Source organism: Brevibacterium sp. ZH18, from assembly GCF_022748595.1.
GTDB lineage: Bacteria > Actinomycetota > Actinomycetes > Actinomycetales > Brevibacteriaceae > Brevibacterium.
In genome coordinates this window covers 17,851-40,062 of sequence record NZ_JALDSX010000011.1, presented here as the reverse complement: position 1 = coordinate 40,062, position 22,212 = coordinate 17,851, and the positions used below count along the sequence as shown (strand labels likewise).

At 64.7% G+C, this 22,212-nt stretch carries 24 protein-coding genes; 13 read left to right on the top strand and 11 right to left on the bottom strand.

Annotation, left to right across the window (positions count from 1 at the left end; genetic code table 11):
- The first annotated feature begins 24 nt into the window (after positions 1-24).
- From alr to MPN20_RS06395, 4 genes are read left to right on the top strand one after another with little or no spacing between them, the layout of a single operon-like run.
- Complete coding sequence (gene alr / locus MPN20_RS06410; RefSeq protein WP_242780628.1) at positions 25-1,188, top strand: alanine racemase; 1,164 nt, start codon at positions 25-27, stop codon at positions 1,186-1,188.
- On the top strand, positions 1,188-1,763 hold the full coding sequence (gene tsaE, locus MPN20_RS06405; RefSeq protein WP_347566804.1) for a tRNA (adenosine(37)-N6)-threonylcarbamoyltransferase complex ATPase subunit type 1 TsaE: 576 nt from the start codon (positions 1,188-1,190) through the stop codon (positions 1,761-1,763). Before alr ends, tsaE begins: the two co-directional genes overlap by 1 nt.
- Entirely contained in the window at positions 1,760-2,443 is a 684-nt protein-coding gene (gene tsaB / locus MPN20_RS06400; protein ID WP_242780626.1) for a tRNA (adenosine(37)-N6)-threonylcarbamoyltransferase complex dimerization subunit type 1 TsaB, read from the top strand. The genes tsaE and tsaB overlap by 4 nt, the downstream gene beginning before the upstream one ends.
- Before the next feature lie 4 nt (positions 2,444-2,447).
- Positions 2,448-2,996 carry a GNAT family N-acetyltransferase gene (locus MPN20_RS06395; RefSeq protein WP_242780624.1) on the top strand — a complete coding sequence of 183 codons (549 nt, stop codon included), beginning with the start codon at positions 2,448-2,450 and terminating at the stop codon, positions 2,994-2,996.
- Positions 2,997-3,025: 29 nt separating this feature from the next.
- Here MPN20_RS06395 and MPN20_RS17290 read toward each other — a convergent pair whose 3' ends face one another.
- The 3 genes from MPN20_RS17290 to MPN20_RS06385 all read right to left on the bottom strand — a co-directional run bounded on the left by MPN20_RS17290 (position 3,026) and on the right by MPN20_RS06385 (position 4,618).
- Positions 3,026-3,151, bottom strand: a complete 126-nt coding sequence (locus MPN20_RS17290; protein WP_278189707.1) for a hypothetical protein — start codon at positions 3,149-3,151, stop codon at positions 3,026-3,028.
- Positions 3,152-3,279: 128 nt separating this feature from the next.
- A complete protein-coding gene (locus MPN20_RS06390) occupies positions 3,280-3,897 on the bottom strand; it encodes a maleylpyruvate isomerase N-terminal domain-containing protein (protein WP_242780622.1) in 618 nt (205 codons plus the stop codon).
- Positions 3,898-3,979: 82 nt separating this feature from the next.
- On the bottom strand, positions 3,980-4,618 hold the full coding sequence (locus tag MPN20_RS06385; RefSeq protein WP_242780620.1) for a biliverdin-producing heme oxygenase: 639 nt from the start codon (positions 4,616-4,618) through the stop codon (positions 3,980-3,982).
- A 135-nt stretch (positions 4,619-4,753) separates the two neighbouring features.
- Between MPN20_RS06385 and MPN20_RS06380 the strand changes: the two genes are divergently transcribed.
- From MPN20_RS06380 to MPN20_RS06365, 4 genes are read left to right on the top strand one after another with little or no spacing between them, the layout of a single operon-like run.
- On the top strand, positions 4,754-5,701 hold the full coding sequence (locus tag MPN20_RS06380; protein ID WP_242780618.1) for an aldo/keto reductase: 948 nt from the start codon (positions 4,754-4,756) through the stop codon (positions 5,699-5,701).
- Positions 5,698-6,273 (top strand): hypothetical protein, encoded by a 576-nt coding sequence (locus MPN20_RS06375; protein ID WP_242780616.1) that lies wholly within the window; start codon positions 5,698-5,700, stop codon positions 6,271-6,273. The genes MPN20_RS06380 and MPN20_RS06375 overlap by 4 nt, the downstream gene beginning before the upstream one ends.
- The gene (gene tsaD, locus MPN20_RS06370; protein WP_242780614.1) at positions 6,270-7,364 is read left to right on the top strand and encodes a tRNA (adenosine(37)-N6)-threonylcarbamoyltransferase complex transferase subunit TsaD; all 1,095 of its coding nucleotides are present in this window, start codon (positions 6,270-6,272) and stop codon (positions 7,362-7,364) included. Before MPN20_RS06375 ends, tsaD begins: the two co-directional genes overlap by 4 nt.
- Positions 7,351-7,866: an NUDIX hydrolase gene (locus MPN20_RS06365; RefSeq protein ID WP_242780612.1), complete on the top strand. Its 516-nt coding sequence runs from the start codon at positions 7,351-7,353 to the stop codon at positions 7,864-7,866. Before tsaD ends, MPN20_RS06365 begins: the two co-directional genes overlap by 14 nt.
- A 46-nt stretch (positions 7,867-7,912) precedes the next feature.
- On the opposite strand, the gene MPN20_RS06360 is transcribed toward MPN20_RS06365, so the two are convergent.
- Complete coding sequence (locus tag MPN20_RS06360) at positions 7,913-9,040, bottom strand: glutamate--cysteine ligase (RefSeq protein WP_242780610.1); 1,128 nt, start codon at positions 9,038-9,040, stop codon at positions 7,913-7,915.
- 87 nt (positions 9,041-9,127) lie between these two features.
- Between MPN20_RS06360 and MPN20_RS06355 the strand changes: the two genes are divergently transcribed.
- Positions 9,128-10,804, top strand: a complete 1,677-nt coding sequence (locus tag MPN20_RS06355) for a glycoside hydrolase family 3 N-terminal domain-containing protein (RefSeq protein ID WP_242780608.1) — start codon at positions 9,128-9,130, stop codon at positions 10,802-10,804.
- Between the two features lie 57 nt (positions 10,805-10,861).
- Here the strand turns inward: MPN20_RS06355 and MPN20_RS06350 are convergent, their stop codons facing one another.
- On the bottom strand, positions 10,862-11,698 hold the full coding sequence (locus MPN20_RS06350; protein WP_242780606.1) for a sulfurtransferase: 837 nt from the start codon (positions 11,696-11,698) through the stop codon (positions 10,862-10,864).
- A 67-nt stretch (positions 11,699-11,765) separates the two neighbouring features.
- Positions 11,766-13,007, bottom strand: a complete 1,242-nt coding sequence (locus MPN20_RS06345) for a class I SAM-dependent methyltransferase (protein ID WP_242780604.1) — start codon at positions 13,005-13,007, stop codon at positions 11,766-11,768.
- A gap of 88 nt (positions 13,008-13,095) precedes the next feature.
- On the opposite strand from MPN20_RS06345, the gene rsmA reads away from it, so the two are divergent.
- The 4 genes from rsmA to MPN20_RS06325 all read left to right on the top strand — a co-directional run bounded on the left by rsmA (position 13,096) and on the right by MPN20_RS06325 (position 17,267).
- Positions 13,096-14,019, top strand: coding sequence for a 16S rRNA (adenine(1518)-N(6)/adenine(1519)-N(6))-dimethyltransferase RsmA (rsmA, locus tag MPN20_RS06340; protein ID WP_242780603.1), 924 nt, complete (start codon positions 13,096-13,098; stop codon positions 14,017-14,019).
- Positions 14,016-14,966 (top strand): 4-(cytidine 5'-diphospho)-2-C-methyl-D-erythritol kinase, encoded by a 951-nt coding sequence (locus MPN20_RS06335; protein ID WP_242780601.1) that lies wholly within the window; start codon positions 14,016-14,018, stop codon positions 14,964-14,966. Before rsmA ends, MPN20_RS06335 begins: the two co-directional genes overlap by 4 nt.
- Before the next feature lie 96 nt (positions 14,967-15,062).
- A complete protein-coding gene (locus MPN20_RS06330; protein ID WP_242780599.1) occupies positions 15,063-16,205 on the top strand; it encodes an alanine--glyoxylate aminotransferase family protein in 1,143 nt (380 codons plus the stop codon).
- A 219-nt stretch (positions 16,206-16,424) separates the two neighbouring features.
- Positions 16,425-17,267: a formate/nitrite transporter family protein gene (locus MPN20_RS06325; RefSeq protein ID WP_242780597.1), complete on the top strand. Its 843-nt coding sequence runs from the start codon at positions 16,425-16,427 to the stop codon at positions 17,265-17,267.
- 150 nt (positions 17,268-17,417) lie between these two features.
- Here the strand turns inward: MPN20_RS06325 and MPN20_RS06320 are convergent, their stop codons facing one another.
- The 5 genes from MPN20_RS06320 to MPN20_RS06300 form a co-directional block, all read right to left on the bottom strand.
- The gene (locus tag MPN20_RS06320; RefSeq protein ID WP_242780595.1) at positions 17,418-18,467 is read right to left on the bottom strand and encodes a homocysteine S-methyltransferase family protein; all 1,050 of its coding nucleotides are present in this window, start codon (positions 18,465-18,467) and stop codon (positions 17,418-17,420) included.
- Between the two features lie 198 nt (positions 18,468-18,665).
- On the bottom strand, positions 18,666-19,457 hold the full coding sequence (locus MPN20_RS06315; protein WP_242780593.1) for an acyltransferase family protein: 792 nt from the start codon (positions 19,455-19,457) through the stop codon (positions 18,666-18,668).
- Positions 19,458-19,718, bottom strand: coding sequence for a hypothetical protein (locus tag MPN20_RS06310; RefSeq protein ID WP_242780591.1), 261 nt, complete (start codon positions 19,716-19,718; stop codon positions 19,458-19,460).
- A gap of 71 nt (positions 19,719-19,789) precedes the next feature.
- On the bottom strand, positions 19,790-20,134 hold the full coding sequence (locus MPN20_RS06305; protein WP_242780589.1) for a TraR/DksA C4-type zinc finger protein: 345 nt from the start codon (positions 20,132-20,134) through the stop codon (positions 19,790-19,792).
- A 58-nt stretch (positions 20,135-20,192) separates the two neighbouring features.
- Complete coding sequence (locus tag MPN20_RS06300; RefSeq protein WP_242780587.1) at positions 20,193-22,064, bottom strand: ABC-F family ATP-binding cassette domain-containing protein; 1,872 nt, start codon at positions 22,062-22,064, stop codon at positions 20,193-20,195.
- Positions 22,065-22,212 lie beyond the last annotated feature (148 nt).

The window sequence follows — 22,212 nt, the reverse complement described above, 5'->3', positions numbered from 1 at the left end:
CATGGCGGACGGTATTCTTATCCAGTGACATCAATCGACACTTCAGAGGCACTGGTCCGGGCAGAGATCGACGTGGCCGCGCTGCAGGCCAACGCGGCGGTCCTCGCCGAGCGACTCGCGCCGGCCCGACTCAAATGCGTCGTCAAGGCCAACGCCTACGGTCATGGCGTCGACATCGTCGCCACAGCGCTCTTCGCCGCTGGTCAGCGCGACTTCTGCGTCGCGACCATCAGCGAAGCCCTGCAGCTGCGGGAGATCCTCGGCGACGAGGTCACCATCACCGCCTGGCTCTACAGTTCGACGACAGACCTGGATGCGGCCGTCGCGGCCGGGATCGAACTGGGCGTCTCGACAGTCGACAGTCTCGACCGGCTCCGCGCCGCAGCCGAGGCCACGCACACCGCTGCTCGCATCCACCTCAAAATCGACAGCGGACTCGGCCGCAATGGGTTGGCCCCTGTCGACTTCGCCCTGGCGCTCAAACGTCTGCAGACCGTTGCCGACGAGCCCGAGCCCCGGCTCGAAGTTGTGGGCATCATGAGCCATTTCGCCGTCGCCGATGAACCCGCACGTCCTGAGACCGGCGAGCAGATTCAGGCCTTCACCTCAGCCCACCGGGATCTGACGGCGCTTCTCGACGCAACGCAGGGCCGCCTCGGCGAATCGGACCGTCTTGAGGTCCACATTGCGAATTCGCCCGGTGCGCTCTCGCTGTCTCCGTTCCCAGGGAACTCAGCGCGGGTCGGCCTGGCACTCTACGGGCTCTCCCCGTTCGAGGATCGCGGGCCCACAGACATGGGGCTGACACCCGTAATGCGTTTGGTCTCCCACGTCATCAACGTCAAGGACATCCCTCGCGGGCACGGTGCCTCCTACGGGCTGACATTCACCGCCGAGGCGGACACGCGTTTCGCTCTCATCCCCGGTGGGTACGGGGACGGGATCCCTCGGTCGGCGTCGAACCGGGCAGAGGTCAGCGTCCGTGGCAAGCGGTATCCCGTTGTGGGTCGGATTGCGATGGACCAGATGATCATCGACGTCGGTGACGACGAAGTGGCCATCGGCGATGAAGCCGTGATCTTCGGGCCGGGCGGTCCCAGCGCCGCCGAATGGGGTGCATGGGCGGACACGATCAACTACGAGATCGTCGCCCGTCTCAGCGCGCGTGTGGATCGTCGGGAAGTCTGATGAGAGTTCAGATCTCATCGTTGGCGCAGATGAGGACCTTCGCCGAGGTGCTCGCAGAGAATCTGCGGGCCGGCGATCTCCTCATCCTCAGTGGCAATCTCGGTGCGGGCAAGACGACGTTCACCCAGTCCCTGGGGCGGGCCCTCGATGTCGCCGGGCGGATCACGTCGCCGACGTTCGTCATTGCGCGCGAGCACCCCTCACTGGGTGAGGGCCCAGCACTTGTGCACGTGGATGCGTACCGGCTCTCGGATGCCGAGGAACTCGAGGACCTCGATCTCGACTCCGAACTCGACGAGTCGATCACGGTTGTCGAATGGGGCGAAGGACTCGCCGAGCAGCTCAGTGCCGACTACCTGAGTCTGACGATCACGCCGGTGTTCGAGGATGAGATCGGCGCCGGCGGCGAAGACGACACGGACGTCACCGCCGGCGACGACGAGTCCGAACCAGACGAGCATCGCATCGTCGACCTGCATGGTCACGGCGACACTTGGGACGAACGCTGGCAGCGGCTGGATGCATCAATTCGCGCTATCGTGACAGTCACCGCAGACGAAGAGGACACAGCATGATCATTCTCAGCATCGATACGTCGCAGTCAGCGTCTGTCGCTCTCGTCGACACGGAGTCGGACACCGTACTTGCCGCCGAGCATGCCGATGACCAGCGCAGACACGTCGAATTCATCGGACCCGCCCTGGCGCGCGTGCTGGCCGATCCGGTGGAGCCTGAACTCGTCGTGACCGGGATCGGTCCGGGACCCTTCACCGGTCTGCGGGTCGGCATCGCCGCCGGAATTGCGGTCGGCCAGGCGCGAGGCATCCCAGTCAAGGGACTCCTGTCCCAAGCAGCGCTCGCCGAAGAACTGCAGCGAACCAACACCCAGACTGTGGGACCAGTGCTCATCGCCGCTGATGCGCGGCGCAGAGAAGTGTATTTCAGCGTCTACGAGGCCTCGGATGCGTCGCTGGCCGCCGGCCCGTTCGTCGCGAAGCCTGCCGAAGTCGACACCGTCCTCGCCGCTGCTGGCCAGACGGAAATCGCTGGCCGCCTCGGCCGCGGGTTCGTCCTCTATCCCGACGTCCTCGGAAAGTCCAGCTTCCCCACGATCGTCGATCCGCGCGCCGAATACCTGGCGTTCGCCGCATCCAGAGAGATCGTTGCCGGCCGTGAGCTGGCCGAACCGGTCCCGGAGTATCTGCGCGATCCCGATGCCAAGGCGACACCGGTGCGCGCGAGCACGTTGAAGTGAGCCGATGATGACCGGACCGGCGGTGCGCAGCGACACGACCATCGGCGATCTCCACTGGTGGGACCTGGCGGAGATCGCTGACAACGATGCCCGGATCTTCGGCCCTACCGCGTGGACCGTGAGCTACTACTGGGCGGTCATGGCGCAGTCGGGAACGGCCATGTTCCAGGCCAGAACCGCCTCGGCGGGGGACAGCTCTGCTGCTGTGGGAGGGCAGCGACCTTCTGATTCGGTGGGGCAGCGACCTTCGGATTCGGTGGGGGAGTTGGCCGGGTGGATCGTCATGTCTGCCAGTGGCAGTGAAGCCGATGTGATGACGATCGCTACCACCGAGGCGGCTCGCGGCCAGGGCATCGGACGATCCCTTCTGAGCGCTGGGATCGACTGGGCTCGTTCGAGAGGTGCCCATGTCGTCCATCTTGAAGTCGACGAGCGCAATGAATCGGCCTTGGCCCTGTACCGATCATTCGGGTTCGAGGAGTGGGGCCGGCGTTCGGACTACTACCCGGGAGCTGACGCGATCCTCATGCAGCACCGCTTGCCGCCGGAGTAGCGTGCTCATCGAGGTGTGGAGTTCGCGATTCAGGCATGCCCTGTATCTGCGATCTTCTTCATCAGGTCGAGCAGCGGTGCGGGCATCGGGTGGCCGGCGAATTCGCGTGGCTGAGGGTTGAAGGGCATCTGGAACAATTTCTCATCATCGGACATAGGCCTATTCTGTCGCACACAATCCTGCCTGTGCGGATCAGGAACGGAGGCTGCAGTGATTCCGGCGCGGGATTCGGACTCCCTCATCCGCGACACCGCGGACTAGGCGCAAATGGATCGGTCGGGCCTCAGATGATGGTGAAGTCTGGAGGCAGTTCCTCCCGGCCCGTGATCGTCCGCAGCAGCCGCAATGACTGCTCTGGTGTGGCAATCAGCGAGCTGAGTGCAATGGCAGAGCTGATGTTCTGATGAAGGTGCTCGGGTACCTGCTGCTTCGTGACCACAGCGAGGTCGATTCCATGCACAGTCAGTTCGAACGCACGTGTCGGCAGATAGGCGTCGAGCTGCATGGCACCGACAGGTGTCATGACAATGGCATGGTCCGGTGTCCGAGCGACCAGACTGCAGACTCGTAGGATCATCGCCTCGGCACTCGCAGCGGGATCGTCCCCGAGGTCTCGGCCGGCGTCATTCCCTCGTTGCGTGACCCGCTGAGGGTCGGACAGCGAAGCCGCAGCGGCACGAAAATAGTCCTCGGCCGAGTCGAGATCCGGTTGTGTGTTCGGCGGCGCGTCGGCGCCAGCGCTGAGATAGCGCTCCACAGTGATGAAGGCACGACATGTGTGTCCGAGAAGTGCGCGTACATCCCATTCCCCAAGAGCTGGAACGTCCAATCGGCCGTTGACAGCGGGGAGGAGAGTCCTCAGCCACTGTGCTGATGAGTCGAACCATGTGCGACTGTCCATGTGCCAAATCCAACAGCGGAGATGATGCTGCTGTCAACAGCACTTCCGTGGTGGTTGAGGCTCCGGGTGCTTCGTGCCGCAACTACGCGACAGGGACTGCCGGGTGCTGAGTCATCGCTGTCAGCTCGGCGAGAAGTTCGCCGTTGAGCGTGAACGCGGTCATCGTCTCGTCGATGACGACCTGCTCATCACCGCCGGTGCTTGCGATCTCATTGAGCCGCAGGCGGTAGGCATCCTTGTACGGCTTCGTTTTGCCCAAGTCGGTGAAGTCCCAGATCGTCAGTGCGCTGGAGGGAAGTCCGTAGTGCCTGCCCATGAGAGCGCCGATTGCCTGCCCGCCTGACAGATCGCCGAGGTAGCGAGTGTAGTGGTGGGCGATGATCTGTTCAGGAGTCTCGAGAGCGTCGAGGTGTGCCGCATAGGCTTCGGCGCTGCGGGTGGCCGGCAGCTCGGTTCCGCCGAGCTCACGCAGATCATTGCGGATCCGATCATGACGGGACAGTGATTCGTCGTGGAACGGTGCGAAGACGGGATCCTCAGCGAAGTCGCGTGACTTCTTCTCCAGGGCTGCGTAGACGACCTCGTACTGCCTGATCAGAAGCGAATAGGCAGCTGCATCGAGGCGGCCCTCCATGAGGTCGATCATGAACGTCGTGTGTTCGACTTCGTCGTGGATGGTGGCGGTGCTGGCCTTGAGCCGAGTGGAGAATGGTTCAGTCATGAGTATTCCTCTGAGTCAGCGTTGATCCGGACGAGTCACACGGTGCACTACAGCCCTCGTTGATCACTGAGTCTAGCCTGTCCTAATGAATCCCCGAACCCTCCGGCCAGCTCTACCAGCGGGTAAGCTGGGGCTATGACACGAGTGCAATTGGCAGACACGAATCTGATGGTCCATCCGCTGCAGCTGGGAGGCAATCCCTTCGGCTGGGGCGCCGACCGCGACCAGAGCTTCGCTGTCCTCGATGCCTACGCTGCAGCCGGCGGAAACTTCATCGACACTGCAGACGCCTATTCCGTCTGGGTCGACGGAAATGTCGGCGGTGAGTCGGAGACGATCATCGGCGAATGGATGAAGGCGCGCGGCAACCGCGACGAGATGATCATCGCCACCAAGGGCGGAATGCATCCGAAGCACAAAGGCCTCGATCCGGCCAACATCCGCGAGTGCGTCGACGCCTCGCTGCGTCGACTCGGTACGGATCGCATCGACGTCTACTACGCCCATGCCGATGATGAAGACGTCGACCAGGTCGCCGTGGCCGAAACCTTCGACGCCCTGGTCCGCTCCGGAAAGGTCAGCTACCTCGGTGCCTCGAACTTCCGCCTTGACCGCCTGCAGTCGGCAATGAAGATCAGCGCGAAGTATTCGCTTGCCTGCTACCGAGTTGTGCAGGACCGGTACAACCTCGTCTCCCGCGGCGCGGTCGATCCGCAGAAGCAGGCCTACCTGCGCAGCCAAGGCATCGCAGAGCTTCCATTCCACTCCCTGGCCTCCGGCTTCCTCACCGGCAAGCACACCGGTGGAGACGCCACCGGCAGCGTCCGCGGCGAACGCGTGGCCGACTTCCTCGACAACCAGGAAGCACTGCGTGCCCTCGAGATCCTCCACGATGTCGCCTCTGCCCACGACGCAACGATGACCGCGACAGCCGTGGCCTGGCAGCTGACACACGATTTCATCCCCTCGACGATCGCCTCAGCGCGGGTGCCCGAACAGCTGACCGAACTGTTCGTCGGAACCGAGATGCAGCTGGCGGATGATGAGATCACCGCCCTCAACGAGGCTTGGGTGGAAGCATGACCACGACCAGTCCACGCTTGGTGAACTGGGAGAACGGCACCGATCTCGTCATCGAGCTGCCGCTGGCCGTCGACCTCTCGACTGTCTGGGCGAAGCTCGTCGACAGTGAGACGGCTGGCGCCTGGTTCGCGCCCTTCACCGTCAGCGACCCTGCCGGTGAATCCACAGACGATTCCGAGGACGCCAACTCGGCGATCAGCTTCGACCTCGGTGAGACCACGCTCAACGGCGAAGTCCTGAGCTTTGAGCCCGAGGATCACATCCTCGTCGAGTTCGACGACTTCGGTGTGCTCGGGATCCAGCTGCTGCGCCTCGAACTCACCGACGGTGAGGCGACGCTCCTCGTCTTCACCCAGTCCGCGCCCGATGACGAGAGCGCTCGCCTCAAGGCCGCCGACTTCGGACCGATGTGGGACACCCACCTGCGACTGTTCGCTCGAGTCCTCGGACTCGACGTCCCCGAAGCGACCGAACCGGAACTGCTCACGATCTACGCCGATCTCGATCTCGAGCACAGCGAGACCGGCGCGGACACGGCTGCGGAGGGCAGCCTCGGCGGGGGAGCTGTATGAGCGAACCTCGTGGCAGCGAACCGCTCGTCCTGGGCATCGAATCCTCCTGCGATGAGACCGGAGTCGGGATCGTGCGGGGACGCGCTCTGCTGACGAACACGGTGTCGTCCTCGATGGATGAACATGTTCGGTTCGGTGGAGTCGTCCCCGAGGTCGCTTCACGCGCCCACGTCCAGGCCATCGGTCCGGCCATCGCCTCGGCGTGTGAGGAGGCCGGTGTCGCGCTGACCGACCTCGACGCGATCGCGGTCACGGCAGGTCCCGGCCTCAGCGGTGCCCTCATGGTCGGAGTCGGCGCGGCCAAAGGACTCGCAGCCGCACTCGACCTGCCGCTCTACGGGGTCAATCACCTCGCCGCCCACGTTGCCGTCGACCTCGTGGCCGAGGACATCGACGGCCTGACGACCCCGACCATCGCCCTCCTCGTCTCCGGTGGGCACACGGAGATCCTGCGCATCGGCGACGTCGTGACCGACATCGAGCTCCTCGGCGCCACGATCGACGACGCTGCCGGTGAGGCCTTCGACAAGACTGCGCGCCTGCTGGGGCTCAACTACCCGGGCGGGCCCAACATCTCGAAGGCCGCTCTGGGATTACTCGACGGCACTGGAACGCCAGGTGATCGCACTGCCGTGAAGTTCCCCAGAGGGCTCGCAAAGAAGCAGGACCTGCGCGATCCCGAACGCCGCTATAACTTCTCGTTCTCCGGCCTCAAGACCGCAGCCCTGCGGGAGGTCACGAAGGCAGAGACTCTCGGTGCCGATCTGCGCGTCGCCGACGTCGCCGCCGGATTCGAAGACGCCGTCGTCGACGTGCTCGTGACCAAGACGCTGCTGGCCGCCGCCGACACCGGGATCAACCACGTCGTCCTCGGCGGGGGAGTCGCCGCGAACTCCCACCTGCGCGAGGTGCTCGGAGCCCGGTGCGCCGAGGCGGGGGTGACCCTGCGAGTGCCACCGCTGAAGCTGTGCACGGACAACGGCGCCATGGTCGCAGCGCTCGGCACCGAGCTTGTGCGACGCGGCATCGGACCCAGCGATCTGTCGTTCGCCGCCGTCTCCTCATTGGATGTTGATCATGTCCTCGTCTGATCCGAACTCAGCGGACCTGCCCCACTCCCTGCCGCCTCGGCGCTCCGGGGACGGGCTGACCGTCGGTTCCGACGGGCAGAAGCATTGGGGCCTCAATGGTGCGGCCGGACTCATGCTCCTCGACCCGGAGCAGGGAATCCTCATGCAGCATCGGGCGCTGTGGTCGATCGAGGGCGGCACCTGGGGATTTCCCGGCGGAGCCCGCGACATCGGGGAGTCTGCAATTGATGCGGCCATTCGCGAATCCTGGGAGGAAGCCGGGGTTCCCGATCCCAACGGCCACGACATCGAGATCCTTGAGACTCATGTCCTCGACCTCGACACCTGGTCGTACACGACGGTCATCGCGCGGACTCTGCGCCATCTGGAACCCGTCATCAGTGATCCGGAGAGCATCGAGCTGAGCTGGGTGCCGATCGCGGAACTGGGCGACTACAACCTGCATCCGGGGGTCGCCTCGGCGCTTCCGACACTCTTGGAGCTGCTGCGCCCGCACCTGTAGGCAGACTTGCCGCACCTGCAGGTGACTGCGACACCTATCGGCAGACTCAGGTGTACGAGGTGCGCAGATCCTTGATGAGCGAGCGTGTGACCTCGGTGAGCGATCCAGTCGTCTGGAACACGTTCTTCAGCCGCTGGTACGGCACTCCGCGCTCGATGATCGCCGTGATCGAGTTGAGCTCGTCGAGGCAGCCAAGACGGGTTGCAACCGGAGTCAGACGCTCGATCTCATCGGCCAGGCACTCGGTGACGAGACGCTCATCGGCCTCGGCGTTCTCGATGATGATCGCGTCCATGCCGTAACGGGCAGCGCGCCACTTGTTCTCGTCGTGGAACCAGTCCGGCATGGTCGGCAGGGTCTCACCGTTGTCGAGGCGTTCGGAGAAGTCATCGACGAGGCACTGGATAAGAGCAGTGATCGCCGTGATCTCCTCGAGAGTCGGCAGGCCGTCGCAGACCCGAACCTCGACCGTGCCCCAGTTCGGGGCGGGGCGGATGTCCCAGCGGATCTCGTTGATGGTGTCGATGATGCCGGTGGTGAGCATGTCCGCGACGTACTTCTCGTAGTCCGACCATTTCTCGAACTGGAACGGCAGGCCCGCAGTGGGCAGCTGCTGGAACATCATCGCGCGGTTCGACGCATAGCCGGTGTCCGTGCCGCCCCAGAAGGGCGACGAGGCGCTGATCGCCTGCAGGTGTGGGACGTAGGCGAGGAGGGAGTTGAGGATCGGCAGGACCTTGTCGCGGGAGTCGATGCCGACATGGACGTGCACGCCGAAGATCAGCATGTTCCGGCCCCACCACTGAGTGCGGTCGACGAGTTCGAGGTAGCGGTCCTTGGCCCGGACCTCCTGCGACTGCCACTGCGCGAACGGGTGCGTGCCGGCCGACATGAGTTCGACTCCGCGTTCCTCGGTGAGAGCGCGCAGGGCACCCATCGACCCAGCCAGGTCCTCGGCGATCCCGGAGACCGTGTGATGGACGCCGGTGACGAGTTCGATCGTGTTCGTGAGCATCTCGCCCACGATCTTCTTCTCGAACTCGGGTGCATGCTCGGCGACATCGGCCAGGAGTGCCTCGGCGGCGGGAGTCAGATCAAGGCTCTCACCGTCAAGCAGAGCCAGTTCCCATTCGACTCCCAAAGTGGAGCGGGGTGAGCGTGCAAAATCGACCATGGACCGATCATAGTGGCCAGTGCCCGAATTTCCGGTCCCGACCCCGTGATTCGAAACGCAGATCACTCGAGCCGATAGCATGGTGGCATGCGTGTAGGCCTCAGCATCATGGCATTGACCACGGCACTTGTCCTCGCCGGCTGCTCCGGTGGAACCAGTGACCCTAAGGCGAGTTCGTCAGGGTCCGGACCCGGTACCGGCGCCGAATCCGCTCAGTCCCCGTCGCCGGCTCCGACAGAGGTCGGTCCCGCCGACTTCGCGGATCAGGCCAAGGGCATCGTCGATTCCTTCTCCGACGAGGAGCTCGCCGGGTCCCTCATCATCGGCACCTGGTCGGGCACCGACACCCAGACTGGGGTGAACCTCGTGACGAAGAACCACCTCGGCGGGGTCATCATCATGGGTGACAATCTGCCGCAGGATCCAACGTCTGACCAGGTCAAGGGCGTCACCAAGGCGATCACCGGGGCGCGCACGAAAGGTCAGCCCGTGTCGATCGGGGTCGATCAGGAGGGCGGTCCGGTCTCACGGCTGAGCACCGGTGCTCTGCCGTTCCCGCCGCTCATGGCGTTCGGCGCCGCCCAAGATCCGGAGCTGACGCAAACCGCGACGGCCGTGCAGGGACGCAACCTTGCCGACCTCGGATTCACGATCGACTTCGCCCCCGATGCCGACGTCACGACGGGACCCAAGGACGTGGCGATCAATGTGCGCTCGGCCGGCGATGACTACAAGAACGCCGCCGAGGTGGTCGCTGAGGCGGTCACCGGATACCACCTCGGGGGAGTGGGCAGTGCCGCGAAGCACTTCCCAGGCCACGGTCGCCTCCACGTCGATTCGCACAAGGCACTGCCCGTGTCGCAGAAGAGCATCGACGAGCTCGAGGACACGGACCTGCTGCCGTTCAAGTCCGCGGTCAAGGCCGGCGTGCCCATGGTCATGATGGGCCACATCGGTCTGCCGGACGCGAAGACCACGCCTGCCACGCTCAATCCCAAGGCGTACACAGCGCTGCGGACGAAGCTCGACTACGACGGGGTCATCATCACCGATGCTCTGAACATGGAGGCTGTGAACCAGAATCTGCGCGGCGGTGAGACGGTCAAGGCCCTGCAGGCGGGTGCAGATCTTGCGCTGATGCCGCCGGACTCGGCCGCGGGGCAGCAAGCCGTGGTCAAGGCGATGAAGGACGGCGACCTCAAGAAGTCCGACCTGAAGAAGAAAGCGCGCCGAGTCGTCGCAATGCAGCTGGCCACCGCCGATGTGCAGAAGGGTCTGGCGGACGCCGAATCGTCTGGTTCCGGGTCGGACTCTTCCGGGTCGGACTCAGACGGCGCGGGGAATGCTGGGGCGAAGGATCTTGGGGCGAAAGATCCGGAGAAGGTCCTCACCGAGGTGGGCGAGAAGTCCCTGACGGTCCTCAAGGGCAAGTGTTCCTACAAGGGCACCGATTCGATCTCGATCGTCGGTGGCAGTGAGAAGGAGAAGACCGCCCTGACGGCCGCCGCGAAGGACGCGGGGATCAGTGTGGGATCCGGTGGCACGAGTGTGAGCCTGAGTCCCAACACCTCCGCCGAGGTGGCTGTGGGCACCGCTGCCCCGTGGACGATGCGCAATACCTCGGCCAAGGCCGCGGTGACCGCCTACGATAGCAACGAATACGCGTTGAAAGCCGTCGCGAAGTGGCTCAAGGGCGACCTCACAGCGGCGGGGAAGCTGCCCGTGAAATACGACGGCAGTGATCAGGCTCCCGACTGCAGCTGAGACCCCCAGCTGCAACTGGGGCCCCCGGCTGCAACTGAGCTGCCCGGCTTGTGTGGTTCAGGCGCCGGTCTCGACCGGGCGCTGCGGATCCGAGGACCAGCCGGACCAACTGGCAGGGTAGAGGCTCGTCTCGATGCCGAGGGTCGCCAGTGCCAGAGCATTGTGGCAGGCAGAGACGCCGGATCCGCAGTAGACGCCGACCGGCTGATCGAGGGCGCCGAGGCCCGCGAAGCGCCGGCGCAAGGAGTCCTCGTCGAGGAACGTTCCATTGTCGGTGTTTTCCGATGCCGGCGCGTTCTTCGCGCCGGGGATATGGCCGGCCTTCGAATCGAGCGGTTCGGTCTCACCGCGGAAGCGTTCGCCGGCGCGGGCGTCGAGGAGGACTCCGTTCCAAGCGGCTGCGGCGTCGGCATCGATGACCGGCATCGAATCCGGGATGATGGTGACGGTGCTCGGCTGGACAGGTTCGCCGGCTCCGGTCGCCAGCTCGCCACCGGCTGCGACGTAGGCGCCCAGGCCGCCGTCGAGGACTCGGGCCTTCAGGCCAGCCCACTGCAGCAGCCACCATGCGCGGGCAGCGCCCTGCCCGGAGTTGTCGTCATAGACGATGACGTCGGTGAGCTGGTCGATGCCCCAGGCCCGGACCTGCTCCTGGAAGGCCGCAGCCGAGGGCAGCGGATGACGACCGGCAGTCGCATCGCGAGAAGAGTGGTCGGCGAGTTCGGTGTCGAGATCGACGTAGATCGCACCGGGGATGTGGCCGGCGGTGAAGTCATCCCGACCATCGGGCTTGGTCAGGGTCCAACGGACGTCGAGCAGCCTCGGCGTGGATCCGTCGTCTGCCAGGCGAGCGAGCAGCTCTGGTGCGGTGATGAGGGCATCGGAACGGTTCATGGTGAGTCTCCTCAAATCGGGGATTGGGGCAGTGTCGGAGCGAGCAGTTGGCGGAAGGCCAGTCGGGTCAGAGCGGTTGGGTCAGGAGGACGACGTGGCGATCGCCTAGTCGGGTGAAGACCAGGGTTGCCTTGTCACCGCCCGACGGGAGCTTGAGCTGGCGTCGGACCTGGTCGGGGACGATGTCGGCGCCGCGCTTCTTGATGACGACCGAACCGATGCCGCGGCTGATGAGCTCCTTGCGCAGGCTCGGGACCTTCGCGGGCAGGACATCGGTGATCTCAAAGGCTCTGACTCCCGTGGCTGCGGGACCGGTGGGTGCGACGTCCGTGGTCAGATAGGCGATCTTCGGGTGCAGACGACGAGCCTGCAGCGGTGGGCAGAGGGCGGTGACGAGGCCCGCACGGACGATGGCGCCGTCAGGTTCGAGGAGGTACTGGCCGAGTTCTCCGACACCGTCCTCATCCTCGGTCGGCAGATCGTCCTCGTGGACGAGTAGCGTGCGGTCGCCCATGACGAGGGCGTTGCGTCCGGGGCGCTGGCGGGCGGTGCCGAAGTAGAGGCAGACCTCGACGACTTCGCCGGCGTGGGAGACCCACTGGGCTTCAGCCTCGTCGGGAATGAGCTCATGATCGAGGGCCGGGCCGAGCTTGACCCCGGCTGCCTTCGCCGCGATAGCCTTGTCGATGACCCACGACAGGGACGGCGAGAAGTCCTCGGGGTCGGCGATGCGCAGGGTCGAGCCGCGTTTGTTGCCCTTGCCGATCGAGCGTCGGGCGGGGTCGAACCACAGCGCGTCGAAGTCGGCGGTGTCGATGTCTTCGGCGTGCGCGTGTTCGACATCGGCATTGGCCAGGTGGCGCAGGTTGAAGCTGGCTATGGCTGCTGTGACCTCATCGGAATCGACGGCCGTGACCTGGGCACCCATTCCGGCGAAGGCGAAGGAGTCCGCGCCGATCCCGCAGCCGAGGTCCGCGATCGTGGTGGGCGCGGCTGCACTTCCTCCGGCACTCTCGCCGGCACCCTCGCCGAGGAGGCGGCGGGCATGGTGGGCCGCGACCGGCAGACGCGTGGCTTGGGCCAGACCGTCGCGGGTGAAGAGCATTTCGGCGGCGAAAGGACCGAATTTCGCTTCGGCCTCCGTTCGCAACCGCGCCTGAGTGAGCAAGGCGGCAGTCACTTCGGCGGAATAGCCCTCTTTGCGCAGCGCCGTTGATCGGGCGAGCTCGTCCGCAGGCAGGTCGTCGATCCGGTCGAGCCGGTCGAGGACGGAGACGTCGAGGAGTTCGGTGAGAGTCTGCGGATCCATACCGTTCACCCTATCGCGCAGGGTGCGGGTGTGGGTGCGGGTGTGTTCGGGGAACGCGGTGAAGAACCAGTGATGTAAGTTGTTGGCTGTGACGTTATTGACCGCCCGCGACATCCGCGAAATCGCCGCTGACATCGGCCTGCGCCCAACGAAGCAGAAGGGGCAGAACTTCGTCATCGACCCCAATACTGTGCGCTCGATCGTCACGTCGGCCAAACTCGAAGGCGTGCAGAACGTCGTCGAGATCGGGCCCGGCCTCGGTTCTCTGACCCTGGGGCTCCTGGAAGCCGGCCACCACGTGACTGCTGTGGAGATCGACGAGGTCCTGGCCTCGAGGCTGCCCTCGACGATCGCGAAATACACGGATTCGTCGACATCCGCTGCGACCGTGTCCTCCGCCGAGCCTGCCGCCGACCAGGGTGCGAACTTCGACCTCGTCAACGCCGATGCCCTCAAGATCACCGAACTGCCGCGCGAACCCCAGGCTCTCGTCGCCAACCTGCCCTACAACGTCGCCGTGCCGGTGCTCCTGCACTTCCTCGAGATCTTTCCGAGCCTGAAGTCCGTGCTCGTCATGGTCCAGCTCGAAGTCGCCGAACGCCTCGCCGCCGGCCCCGGTTCTCGCACCTATGGGGTCCCGAGCGTGAAGGCTCAGTGGTACGGCGACGTCACCCTGGCCGGACGAATCGGCAAGAACGTGTTCTGGCCTGCCCCGAACATCGACTCCGGGCTCGTCCACATCGACGTTTCCCGCACCCATCGCGACCCGGCCCAGCGCCGACGCCTGTTCAGCGTCGTCGACGCTGCGTTCGCCCAGCGCCGCAAGACGCTGCGCGCGGCACTTGCCACGTGGGCCGGCAGCCCGCAGCACGCCGAAGAGCTGCTCATCGCCGCCGGGATCGACCCGAAGACCAGGGGAGAGGCGCTCGGAGTCGCGGACTTCGAACGCCTGGCCGCAGCACGCCTCGCTGACACCTCGGACGAAACACCCGAAGCAGGGTCCCCGTCATGACTGCCCAGCTGCACCCGGTCTCGGGCATCCCGACACCGGTGAAGGTGTGGGCGCCCGGGAAGATCAACGTCCACCTCGGCGTGGGCAAGTCGGGTGACGACGGGTATCACGAACTCGCGACCGTGTTCCAGGCGCTCAACCTCGGTGAGACCCTTACCCTCGTCCCCGGCGGCAACGGTTCAATCGTTGTCAGGGGCAGGTACGCCGATGCCGACGTGCCCCAGGGTGATGCGAACTTCGCCCGCAGAGCCGTCAACCTCCTCATCAGCGCCCTCGAGGACGAACGCGATGTCGACGTCCTGCGCGACCTCGACATCATCATTGACAAGCAGGTGCCGGTGGCCGGCGGCATGGGCGGCGGATCAGCCGACGCCGCCGCTGCGCTGTGCGGTGCCGCGCACCTTATCGGGGGAGTCGACGACGGCCTGCTCCACGACTGCGCGGTCGAAGTCGGAGCGGACGTTGCGTTCCTCCTCCGCGGGGGAACGGCCATCGGCCACGGACGCGGGGAGAAACTCAGCCCCGTCCTGACCCGGGGATCATTCCATTGGGTCATGGCCACCTCGGCGAGTCAGCTGTCGACCCCGACGGTCTACTCCCGCTTCGACGACCTCAACCCGGATCCCGAGCCCGCTGTCGTCCCTGCTGAGGTGCTCACGGCGCTCGCCGCTGGCGACCTCGACACGCTCGCCGGTGCGGCGGTCAACGACCTCACCGAGGCGGCGGTGTCGTACATGCCGGAACTCGCCGAGGTGATGGAGGCCGGACGCGACGCCGGTGCACTCCTGCCCCTGCTGAGCGGATCAGGGCCGACGATCGGATTCCTCGCCCGCGACGCCCACCATGCCCTCGACCTCGCGGTTCTGCTCCAGGCCACGCGCGGAGTCAAAGAGGCGCTGCGGACAACGGGCCCGGCGCCCGGGGCCCACATCATCGACGAGCACTGAACCGACGAGCACTGATCAGGGCCCAACGGCAGCCTCGGCGTTCTCACACTTCGGCCTCAGTAGCCCAAACCCGCCGAACGTGGCAATGTTGGGGACATGACTTTGCCACATGAAGATATCGACCCTGACGGCCTGCTCGAATACTCGGTGGTCTTCACCGACCGATCGCTCAATCACATGTCCGGTCGGTTCGTCTCCGTGATGCAGGATGTCAACCGCGTCCTGCGAGAGGCCTACGACGCGCACAGCGTGGCTATCGTCCCAGGTGGCGGTAGCTACGCGATGGAGGCAGTGGCCCGACAGATCGCGACCGGCAAGAAGTGCCTCGTCGTGCGCAACGGCCTGTTCTCCTTCCGCTGGTCGCAGATCCTCGACGCCGGATCCATCGCCAGCGAGACGACCGTGCTCAAAGCCTCCCCGCAGTCCGACGAGCACCAGTCGGCATGGGCTCCCGCCCCCGTCGCCGAGGTGGTCGACGCCATCGAGCGCGAACGCCCGGCCGTCGTGTTCGCTCCCCATGTGGAAACCGCCTCGGGCATGCTGCTGCCCGATGACTACATCAAGGCCGTCAGCGACGCCGTCCATAACGTCGGCGGAGTCTTCGTCCTCGACTGCATCGCTTCGGGTGCGGTGTGGGCGTCGATGAGCGACCTCGGCGTCGACGTGCTCATCAGCGCTCCGCAGAAGGGCTGGAGCGGAACCCCGTGCGCCGGTTACGTCATGCTCAGCGAGGCCGGACGGGCCGCCGTCGAGGCCAGCACCTCGTCGAGCTTCGCCATGGACCTCAAGAAGTGGCTGTTCATCGCCGACGAGTACGAAGAGGGCCGCGCGCCGTACCACGCGACGATGCCCACGGACTCGCTCGCGCACAACGCCGCACTCATGCTTGAGACTCAGGAGCGCGGCTTCGACAAACTGGCTGCCGCTCAGTTCGAACTCGGCGACCGTGTCCGCAAGGTCTTCGCCGATCGCGGACTCCCGTCGGTCGCAGCACCGGAATTCGCCTCGCCCAGCGTGGTCGTCGTCCACACGGACAACCCGAAGCTGGCCACCGGTGCGAGCTTCAAGGAGGTCGGCGTGCAGATCGCTGCCGGCGTACCGCTGCAGTGCGACGAGCCGGAGGACTTCTCGAGCTTCAGGATCGGCCTGTTCGGTCTCGACAAGCTCGGTGACATCGACGGCACGATCGAGCGTCTGGAGAAGGCACTCGACTCGATCGGCGTGACGCCGCAGGGCTGACGCGGCTGGGCTGAAGGTGCCGCCGACGTGGCACCGCCGCTGTGCTGCGGCCGAGCCAGCGGCACAGCATGCCAAAACATCTCGCTGCACACTAAGAGCGTCAAAACCTCCCGTTGCAATTGGAGGTTTTGACGCTCTTAGTGTGTGATGGTGGCCGAGTCGCTTGCTGCTGACTCGCCGTCTCTGGCAGAGCACAGTCTCCACAAATACACTGTGACGATGACCCAGAGAGAACAGCGTCGGCGCCTTGGGACGAATGACTTCGACCTCGAAGACGAACTGGTGGATGAAGCAACCGCGGCCGTGGTTGCGGGGGCAAAACGTCTGAATCGGAAGTGGCCGGAGCTCGTCGTCACCGGATTCTTCGGCGGTGTCGACGTGGGCCTGGGCATTCTGGCGATGGTGTTGGTCAAGCAGACAACAGGTTCTGATGTGCTGGCAGGTCTCGCCTTCGGTACGGGTCTGCTGGCGTTGAAGCTTGCACACTCGGAACTGTTCACTGAAGAGTTTCTGCTGCCCATCAACGCGGTGATCGCAGGCCAGGCCAACGTGCTTCAGGTCGTCCGCCTGTGGGCGGTGACCCTGGTGACCAACCTGGTCGGGGGCCTGGCCTTTGCTGGGCTGATGGTGTTGGCGCTTCCCGACTACCACTCGACGATGATCGAAACGGCCGTGAAATACATCGACCAACCGTCGCTGGTGGTGATGATCGCGCTGTCGCTCTTGGCGGGCGCCACCGTCACATTGTCGACTCGGATGTCACAGGGCACCTCGAACGACGTCGTCTTGGCCATCGTCAGCATGGCATCGGGTCTGCTGCTCATCGGCCTCGGCATGCTCCACGGCGCTCTCAACGCGATCGTCATCTTCGCCGCCATGTTGGCCGGGGCAGATATCTCGATGCTGGATCTGCTGAAATGGTTTGCGATCGTCATCCCGTTCAACATGCTCGGCGGGCTGCTCCTAATCACTCTGCCTAGGGTGGTTCGGACCTATCGTGTGCTGCGCGCGGTGCGCACGGGCACAGTCTCCTTGGAAGAGCTTGAAGACCAGTCCAGCTAGGCGATAGCCACCTACACCTGAATCTCCTACCGGAAGTCGCTACTGACACATGTAGCAACGCGTCAAACACTCAGTGCCATAACCTCCCCTTGCAACTGGAGGTTATGGCACTGCTGGTGCGTGGTGCGTGATGCTGTTGGCTGCTGTGCCTTAGGCAGTGCTGCCGAGGGCGACGACGTTCTCAGCTAGGCGCTCGTTGTCGCCGTACATGAAGTGGTTCTTCATGTTCTCGGAGAAACGGCTGGCGTCGGTGGTCAGCCCGACCGCCTCGGCGACTTCGCGGATGTGCATCGGGGTCGCGCCGCAGCACACGCCGATGTAATTGACGCCCAGGTCGTAGGCTTCCTTCGCGAACGCGCCGATCTCGTAGCGGTTCGTCTGCAGCGGGTCGAGCGCGGTCGGGAACGTCCGTCCGTGCGGTGAGGCCACTGCGGCGTGCGGATCGGAGAGGTTGAAGAACGTTGGCTCCTTCTCCGTGGTCCGGTAGGGGATGGGCAGCGCACCGACGTGACAGGACACAGCGGCGCGGATCTGCTTGAGCCACGGCAGCATCGTCTCAGGTCCGCGGAAGCAGTTGAGGCCGACGACGTCGACGCCCAGCTGTTCGAGTTTCTGCGCAGTCTCGACGATGCCGACGCCGTCAGCCATCTGCTGGAAGGCCATGGGAGCCAGAGTGAGAACGACGGGCAGTCCGCTGGCCTTGGCGATCTCGGCTGCGGCGATTGCTTCGCCGGCGAAGTAGAAGGTCTCTCCGATGATGAGGTCAGCACCCTCGTCCACAGCCCAGCCCACCATCTCGGTGAACATCGACCGGACTTCGGCCTGACGCTCGGGGCTCTCCGGATCCCAGATGTTCGAGTTCGAGATGTTGCCGGCCATGAAGTTTCCGGGCTTGGCATCAGCGACGCTGCGGGCGATCTGGAGAGCTGAGCGGTTGAGAGGTTCGAGCAGGTCCTCCTTGCCGATGACCCGCATCTTCTCACGGTGCCCGTTGTAGGTGAAGGCCTCGACGATGTCCGAGCCGGCGCGTTGGAAGTCCACGTGCAGGGAGCGCAGGGCATCGGGGAACTCGAGGGCAACCTCGGGCACGAATTCACCGGCGGACAGGTATCCGCGCTTCTCGAGCTCGAACAGGAAGCCTTCGGCGCAGATCACCGGACCGGCATCGAGGCGTTCGGTCAGGGCGTTGGTCTGGGACATGAGTTCTCTCCGTATGGAAGGTAGAGGACAGGTGGTCGGTCACGACCAGGTTGGACACCTGGACCTTCGCATGGTGCCACGCCCGATTTCGTGCCCGCCGTCACAACGACATATTCATGTGTGCATGGACTTGCGGTGTCACATGAGGTCACAGAGCGACCCGGTGGGGTCAGCCCGACTGGACCCGCCTGTCGACGGTCACGTCGACGACGGAAGTGGGGACGAAGCGACCTGGGCCGAGTGCTTCCCAGGCTTCGACCGGAGCTGCGCGAAGGGCATGAGGAGCAGGGCGGTGACCGTACTTCCGTACCAGCGCAGAGCGCGCTCGAAAGGCGCCAGTGACAGCAGATACGTCGTCAGCAGAGCCAGCAGGAGGCAGATGGCGAGGACGACCGGCGAGCTCAACGTGTCGCGACTGTCGTCGAGCAGTGGTTGGAGTCCACGGACGACGAATCCGTGGATGATGTAGACGGCGAGACTGTGGCGGCCGATCTTGGCGATGAGGTTGTCCCCGTCGCCCACCCACATGAGGAGCATCAGGGTCATCAGCACGGAGCCGATGTCGATGATGAGTCGGAGGCCGACTCCTTCGGGAATGCTGACACCGAAATGGGCGAAGTTGAGGCTGCCGTAGAACCAGTCATAGTCGACCTCGTCTCGGTAGAAGTAGCCGACGGTGCCCAGCGCCGCTGCGGTGAAGAACAGCTTCTGCCAGATGCGCAGGCTGCCCGCCCAGTTGAGGATCTGCTTGCCGTAGAGCTTGCCGATGACGAAGAACGGCCAGAAGATCAGCGACCGCGCGGCGGAGAGCTCGGTGTCCAGGATCGGCAGGACGCCGCCGAAGAGCCCCACCACCACCGAGGTGACGAGCAGTGTCCGCGGGAACCGTTCGATGAACGGCACGGTGATCATCCAGCAGGCCATCGACAGCAGGAACCACGAATACCAGAACGGAGTCAGGAAGCTGTAGTCGGGATCGAGCCCGAACATTCACATCCAGACCCACATCATCGGCAGGCCGGTGAAGAGGAACACCAGGAACGTCAGCACTCGTTCGGGCAGTCTGTTCGACTTCGCCGTGATCCCAGCGAGAAAGACGAACGCCGGCATGTGGAACGAGTAGATGAGGTACATCGGTGCCCTCAGGACATCCGATTCCCAAGCCGATGTCCGCGCCAGAAGGTGGCCGAGGACGACCGTGAATATGAGGATGCCTTTTGCGCGGTCGAGTCGATGATCACGTAAGGGCACGTCGACACGATACGTGCACGTCCCGCAAATGATCAAGATTTTATAACGTTTTGAGGTGGTGCTCAGGTTCCTCAGCTCGCGCAGGCGACGCACATCGGGGTGTAGGGGCGAACTTCGAGGCGCACCGCGGGGATGGCCTGTCCACAACTGGTACACGTCCCGAACGTGCCGTCGTCGAGTCGCTCGAGTGCCTCGGCGATCTGGGTCAGCCGATCTCGGGACTGAATGAGCACGGCATCTGCCTGTGAGCGCTCGAACGCCAATGTCGACCCTTCAGGGTCGTGCTCGTCGTCGCTGTTGTCACCTTCACGCGCGCTCGAGAGGTCGTCGATGTTCGAGGTCAGCGAGTCGATCAGCGCCTGCGTCTCGCGCGCCTCCTCGCCCAGCAGCTCGCGCATGGCAGCGGAGTCTGTCATCGCGACGGTGCGTTCGCGTCGGTGCCTGCGCGCCGTCGGTCAGTGTCGTGGTGGTCGATCATGCTTCGAGTGCTTCAGTGGATTCGAGCCAGCGCTCTTCGAGTTCGCTGAGTTCGTCCTCGAGCTCACGCACCGAGGCGGTCAGCTTCGCCAGTCCTTCGAAGTCGGTCTGGTCGTGGTCGGCCATGGCTTCGTGCTTCTTCGCGATCTGGGTCGACAGCTTGCTCATCCGCCGTTCGATCGACGCGACTTCCTTCTTGGCGGCGCGCGCTTCGGCACCGGAGAGTCGTTCGATGCCCGCACCATCAGCAGGATCGTCGGCAGACGAACCGATGTCGGTACCGGCACCTGCAGCCCCGGCTCCGGCACCGTTGGTCCGGGATGACCCCGCTGCCGCCGAACCCGACTTGGACGAACCCGACTTTGCGCTCTGAGCCCGCAGTGCAAGGTACTCGTCCACGCCGCCGGGCACGTGCCTGAGCCCATGGTCGAGGATCGCGTACTGCTGGTCGGTGACGCGTTCGAGAAGGTACCGGTCGTGAGAGACGACGATGAGTGTGCCCGGCCAGGAGTCGAGCAGATCCTCCATCGCGGCCAACATATCGGAGTCGACGTCGTTGGTCGGCTCGTCGAGGATGATGACGTTCGGTTCGGACATGAGCAGCAGCAGGAGCTGCAGACGTCGTTTCTGGCCGCCGGAGAGTTCCTTGACCCGAGCGGAGAGATGCTCCTTGGCGAAGCCGAGGCGCTCGAGCAGCTGCGCCGGTGTGAAGTCCTTGCCCTCGATCGTGAACGAGGTCTTCGAATCCGCCAGAACTTCACGGACCTTGCGGCCGCCGAGGGCCTCGAGATCCCTGAACTGCTGATCGAGGACGCCGACCTGCACGGTCTTGCCGCGCTTGACGCGTCCTTCATCCGGTTCGATCTCACCGGCGACGAGGCTGAGCAGCGTCGACTTGCCCGCACCGTTGGGGCCGAGGATGCCGGTGCGCTCACCGGGGCCGATGCGCCAGGTGACGGTGTCGAGGATCTGATTGTCCCCGAAGCTCAGGGACACGTCGAGGAGGTCGACGACATCCTTGCCCAGCCGCGCGGTCGCCATCTTCTTCAGCTCGAGCGGATTGCGCACCTCGGGGACGTCGGCGATGAGCTGGTTTGCCGCCTCGATGCGGAACTTCGGCTTCGACGTGCGGGCAGGAGCGCCTCGGCGCAGCCATGCCAATTCCTTGCGCATAAGATTCTGGCGCTTCTGCTCCGTGGCGGCGTTGATGCGATCGCGTTCGACGCGCTGGAGGACGTAGGCGGCGTATCCGCCTTCGAAAGGTTCGACGATGCGGTCGTGGACTTCCCAGGTCTTCGTGCAGACCTCGTCGAGGAACCACCGGTCGTGCGTGACGAGAAGGAGGGCGCCGGAATTCTTCGGCCATCGGTTCTTGACGTGCTTGGCCAGCCAGGCGATGCCGTCGACGTCGAGGTGGTTCGTCGGCTCGTCGAGGATGATGAGGTCCCAGTCCTGGACGAGGAGAGCGGCAAGTGCCACACGGCGGCGCTGACCGCCGGAGAGGCTGCCGACGGTCGCCTGCCAGTCGAGGTCGGCGATGAGCCCGCCGATGATGTCGCGGATCTTCGCATCGGAGGCCCACTCGTGGTCATCCATGTCGCCGACGACGGAGTAGCCGACGGTCGCCTCGGAGTCGAGGTCGTCACGCTGGCTGAGCATGCCCAGCTGCAGGCCGCCGCGGTAGGTCACGCGTCCCGAATCGGGATCGAGGGTACCGGCGAGCATGTTGAGCAGGCTCGACTTGCCGTCGCCGTTGCGGCCGACGATGCCGATCATGTCGCCGGATTCGACGCCGAGTGTCACGGAATCGAAGACGATGCGGGTGGGGAATTCGAGGTGCAGGGCTTCAGCCCCCAGAAGATGTGCCATAACTCCATCAAGCCTAGAGCACCGGTAGGAGACGGGCACTCGGCGCCCACGCAGCGAACGGTTTCCGCGTCACCAAGCGAACGGTTTCCGCGTCACGAACCGAACGGTTCTCGACCCCGTCGTCAGGCTCCCGGGAATCGCCTCAAGA

Bases quoted from the DNA above. Each gene is read 5' to 3' on its own strand.
- tsaE (WP_347566804.1), top strand. From the start codon at position 1,188: ATGAGAGTTCAGATCTCATCGTTGGCGCAGATGAGGACCTTCGCCGAG.
- tsaB (WP_242780626.1), top strand. From the start codon at position 1,760: ATGATCATTCTCAGCATCGATACGTCGCAGTCAGCGTCTGTCGCTCTC.
- MPN20_RS06395 (WP_242780624.1), top strand. From the start codon at position 2,448: ATGATGACCGGACCGGCGGTGCGCAGCGACACGACCATCGGCGATCTC.
- MPN20_RS17290 (WP_278189707.1), bottom strand. From the start codon at position 3,151: ATGTCCGATGATGAGAAATTGTTCCAGATGCCCTTCAACCCTCAGCCA.
- MPN20_RS06390 (WP_242780622.1), bottom strand. From the start codon at position 3,897: ATGGACAGTCGCACATGGTTCGACTCATCAGCACAGTGGCTGAGGACT.
- MPN20_RS06385 (WP_242780620.1), bottom strand. From the start codon at position 4,618: ATGACTGAACCATTCTCCACTCGGCTCAAGGCCAGCACCGCCACCATC.
- MPN20_RS06380 (WP_242780618.1), top strand. From the start codon at position 4,754: ATGACACGAGTGCAATTGGCAGACACGAATCTGATGGTCCATCCGCTG.
- MPN20_RS06375 (WP_242780616.1), top strand. From the start codon at position 5,698: ATGACCACGACCAGTCCACGCTTGGTGAACTGGGAGAACGGCACCGAT.
- tsaD (WP_242780614.1), top strand. From the start codon at position 6,270: ATGAGCGAACCTCGTGGCAGCGAACCGCTCGTCCTGGGCATCGAATCC.
- MPN20_RS06365 (WP_242780612.1), top strand. From the start codon at position 7,351: ATGTCCTCGTCTGATCCGAACTCAGCGGACCTGCCCCACTCCCTGCCG.
- MPN20_RS06360 (WP_242780610.1), bottom strand. From the start codon at position 9,040: ATGGTCGATTTTGCACGCTCACCCCGCTCCACTTTGGGAGTCGAATGG.
- MPN20_RS06355 (WP_242780608.1), top strand. From the start codon at position 9,128: ATGCGTGTAGGCCTCAGCATCATGGCATTGACCACGGCACTTGTCCTC.
- MPN20_RS06350 (WP_242780606.1), bottom strand. From the start codon at position 11,698: ATGAACCGTTCCGATGCCCTCATCACCGCACCAGAGCTGCTCGCTCGC.
- MPN20_RS06345 (WP_242780604.1), bottom strand. From the start codon at position 13,007: ATGGATCCGCAGACTCTCACCGAACTCCTCGACGTCTCCGTCCTCGAC.
- MPN20_RS06335 (WP_242780601.1), top strand. From the start codon at position 14,016: ATGACTGCCCAGCTGCACCCGGTCTCGGGCATCCCGACACCGGTGAAG.
- MPN20_RS06330 (WP_242780599.1), top strand. From the start codon at position 15,063: ATGACTTTGCCACATGAAGATATCGACCCTGACGGCCTGCTCGAATAC.
- MPN20_RS06325 (WP_242780597.1), top strand. From the start codon at position 16,425: ATGACCCAGAGAGAACAGCGTCGGCGCCTTGGGACGAATGACTTCGAC.
- MPN20_RS06320 (WP_242780595.1), bottom strand. From the start codon at position 18,467: ATGTCCCAGACCAACGCCCTGACCGAACGCCTCGATGCCGGTCCGGTG.
- MPN20_RS06315 (WP_242780593.1), bottom strand. From the start codon at position 19,457: ATGTTCGGGCTCGATCCCGACTACAGCTTCCTGACTCCGTTCTGGTAT.
- MPN20_RS06305 (WP_242780589.1), bottom strand. From the start codon at position 20,134: ATGACAGACTCCGCTGCCATGCGCGAGCTGCTGGGCGAGGAGGCGCGC.
- MPN20_RS06300 (WP_242780587.1), bottom strand. From the start codon at position 22,064: ATGGCACATCTTCTGGGGGCTGAAGCCCTGCACCTCGAATTCCCCACC.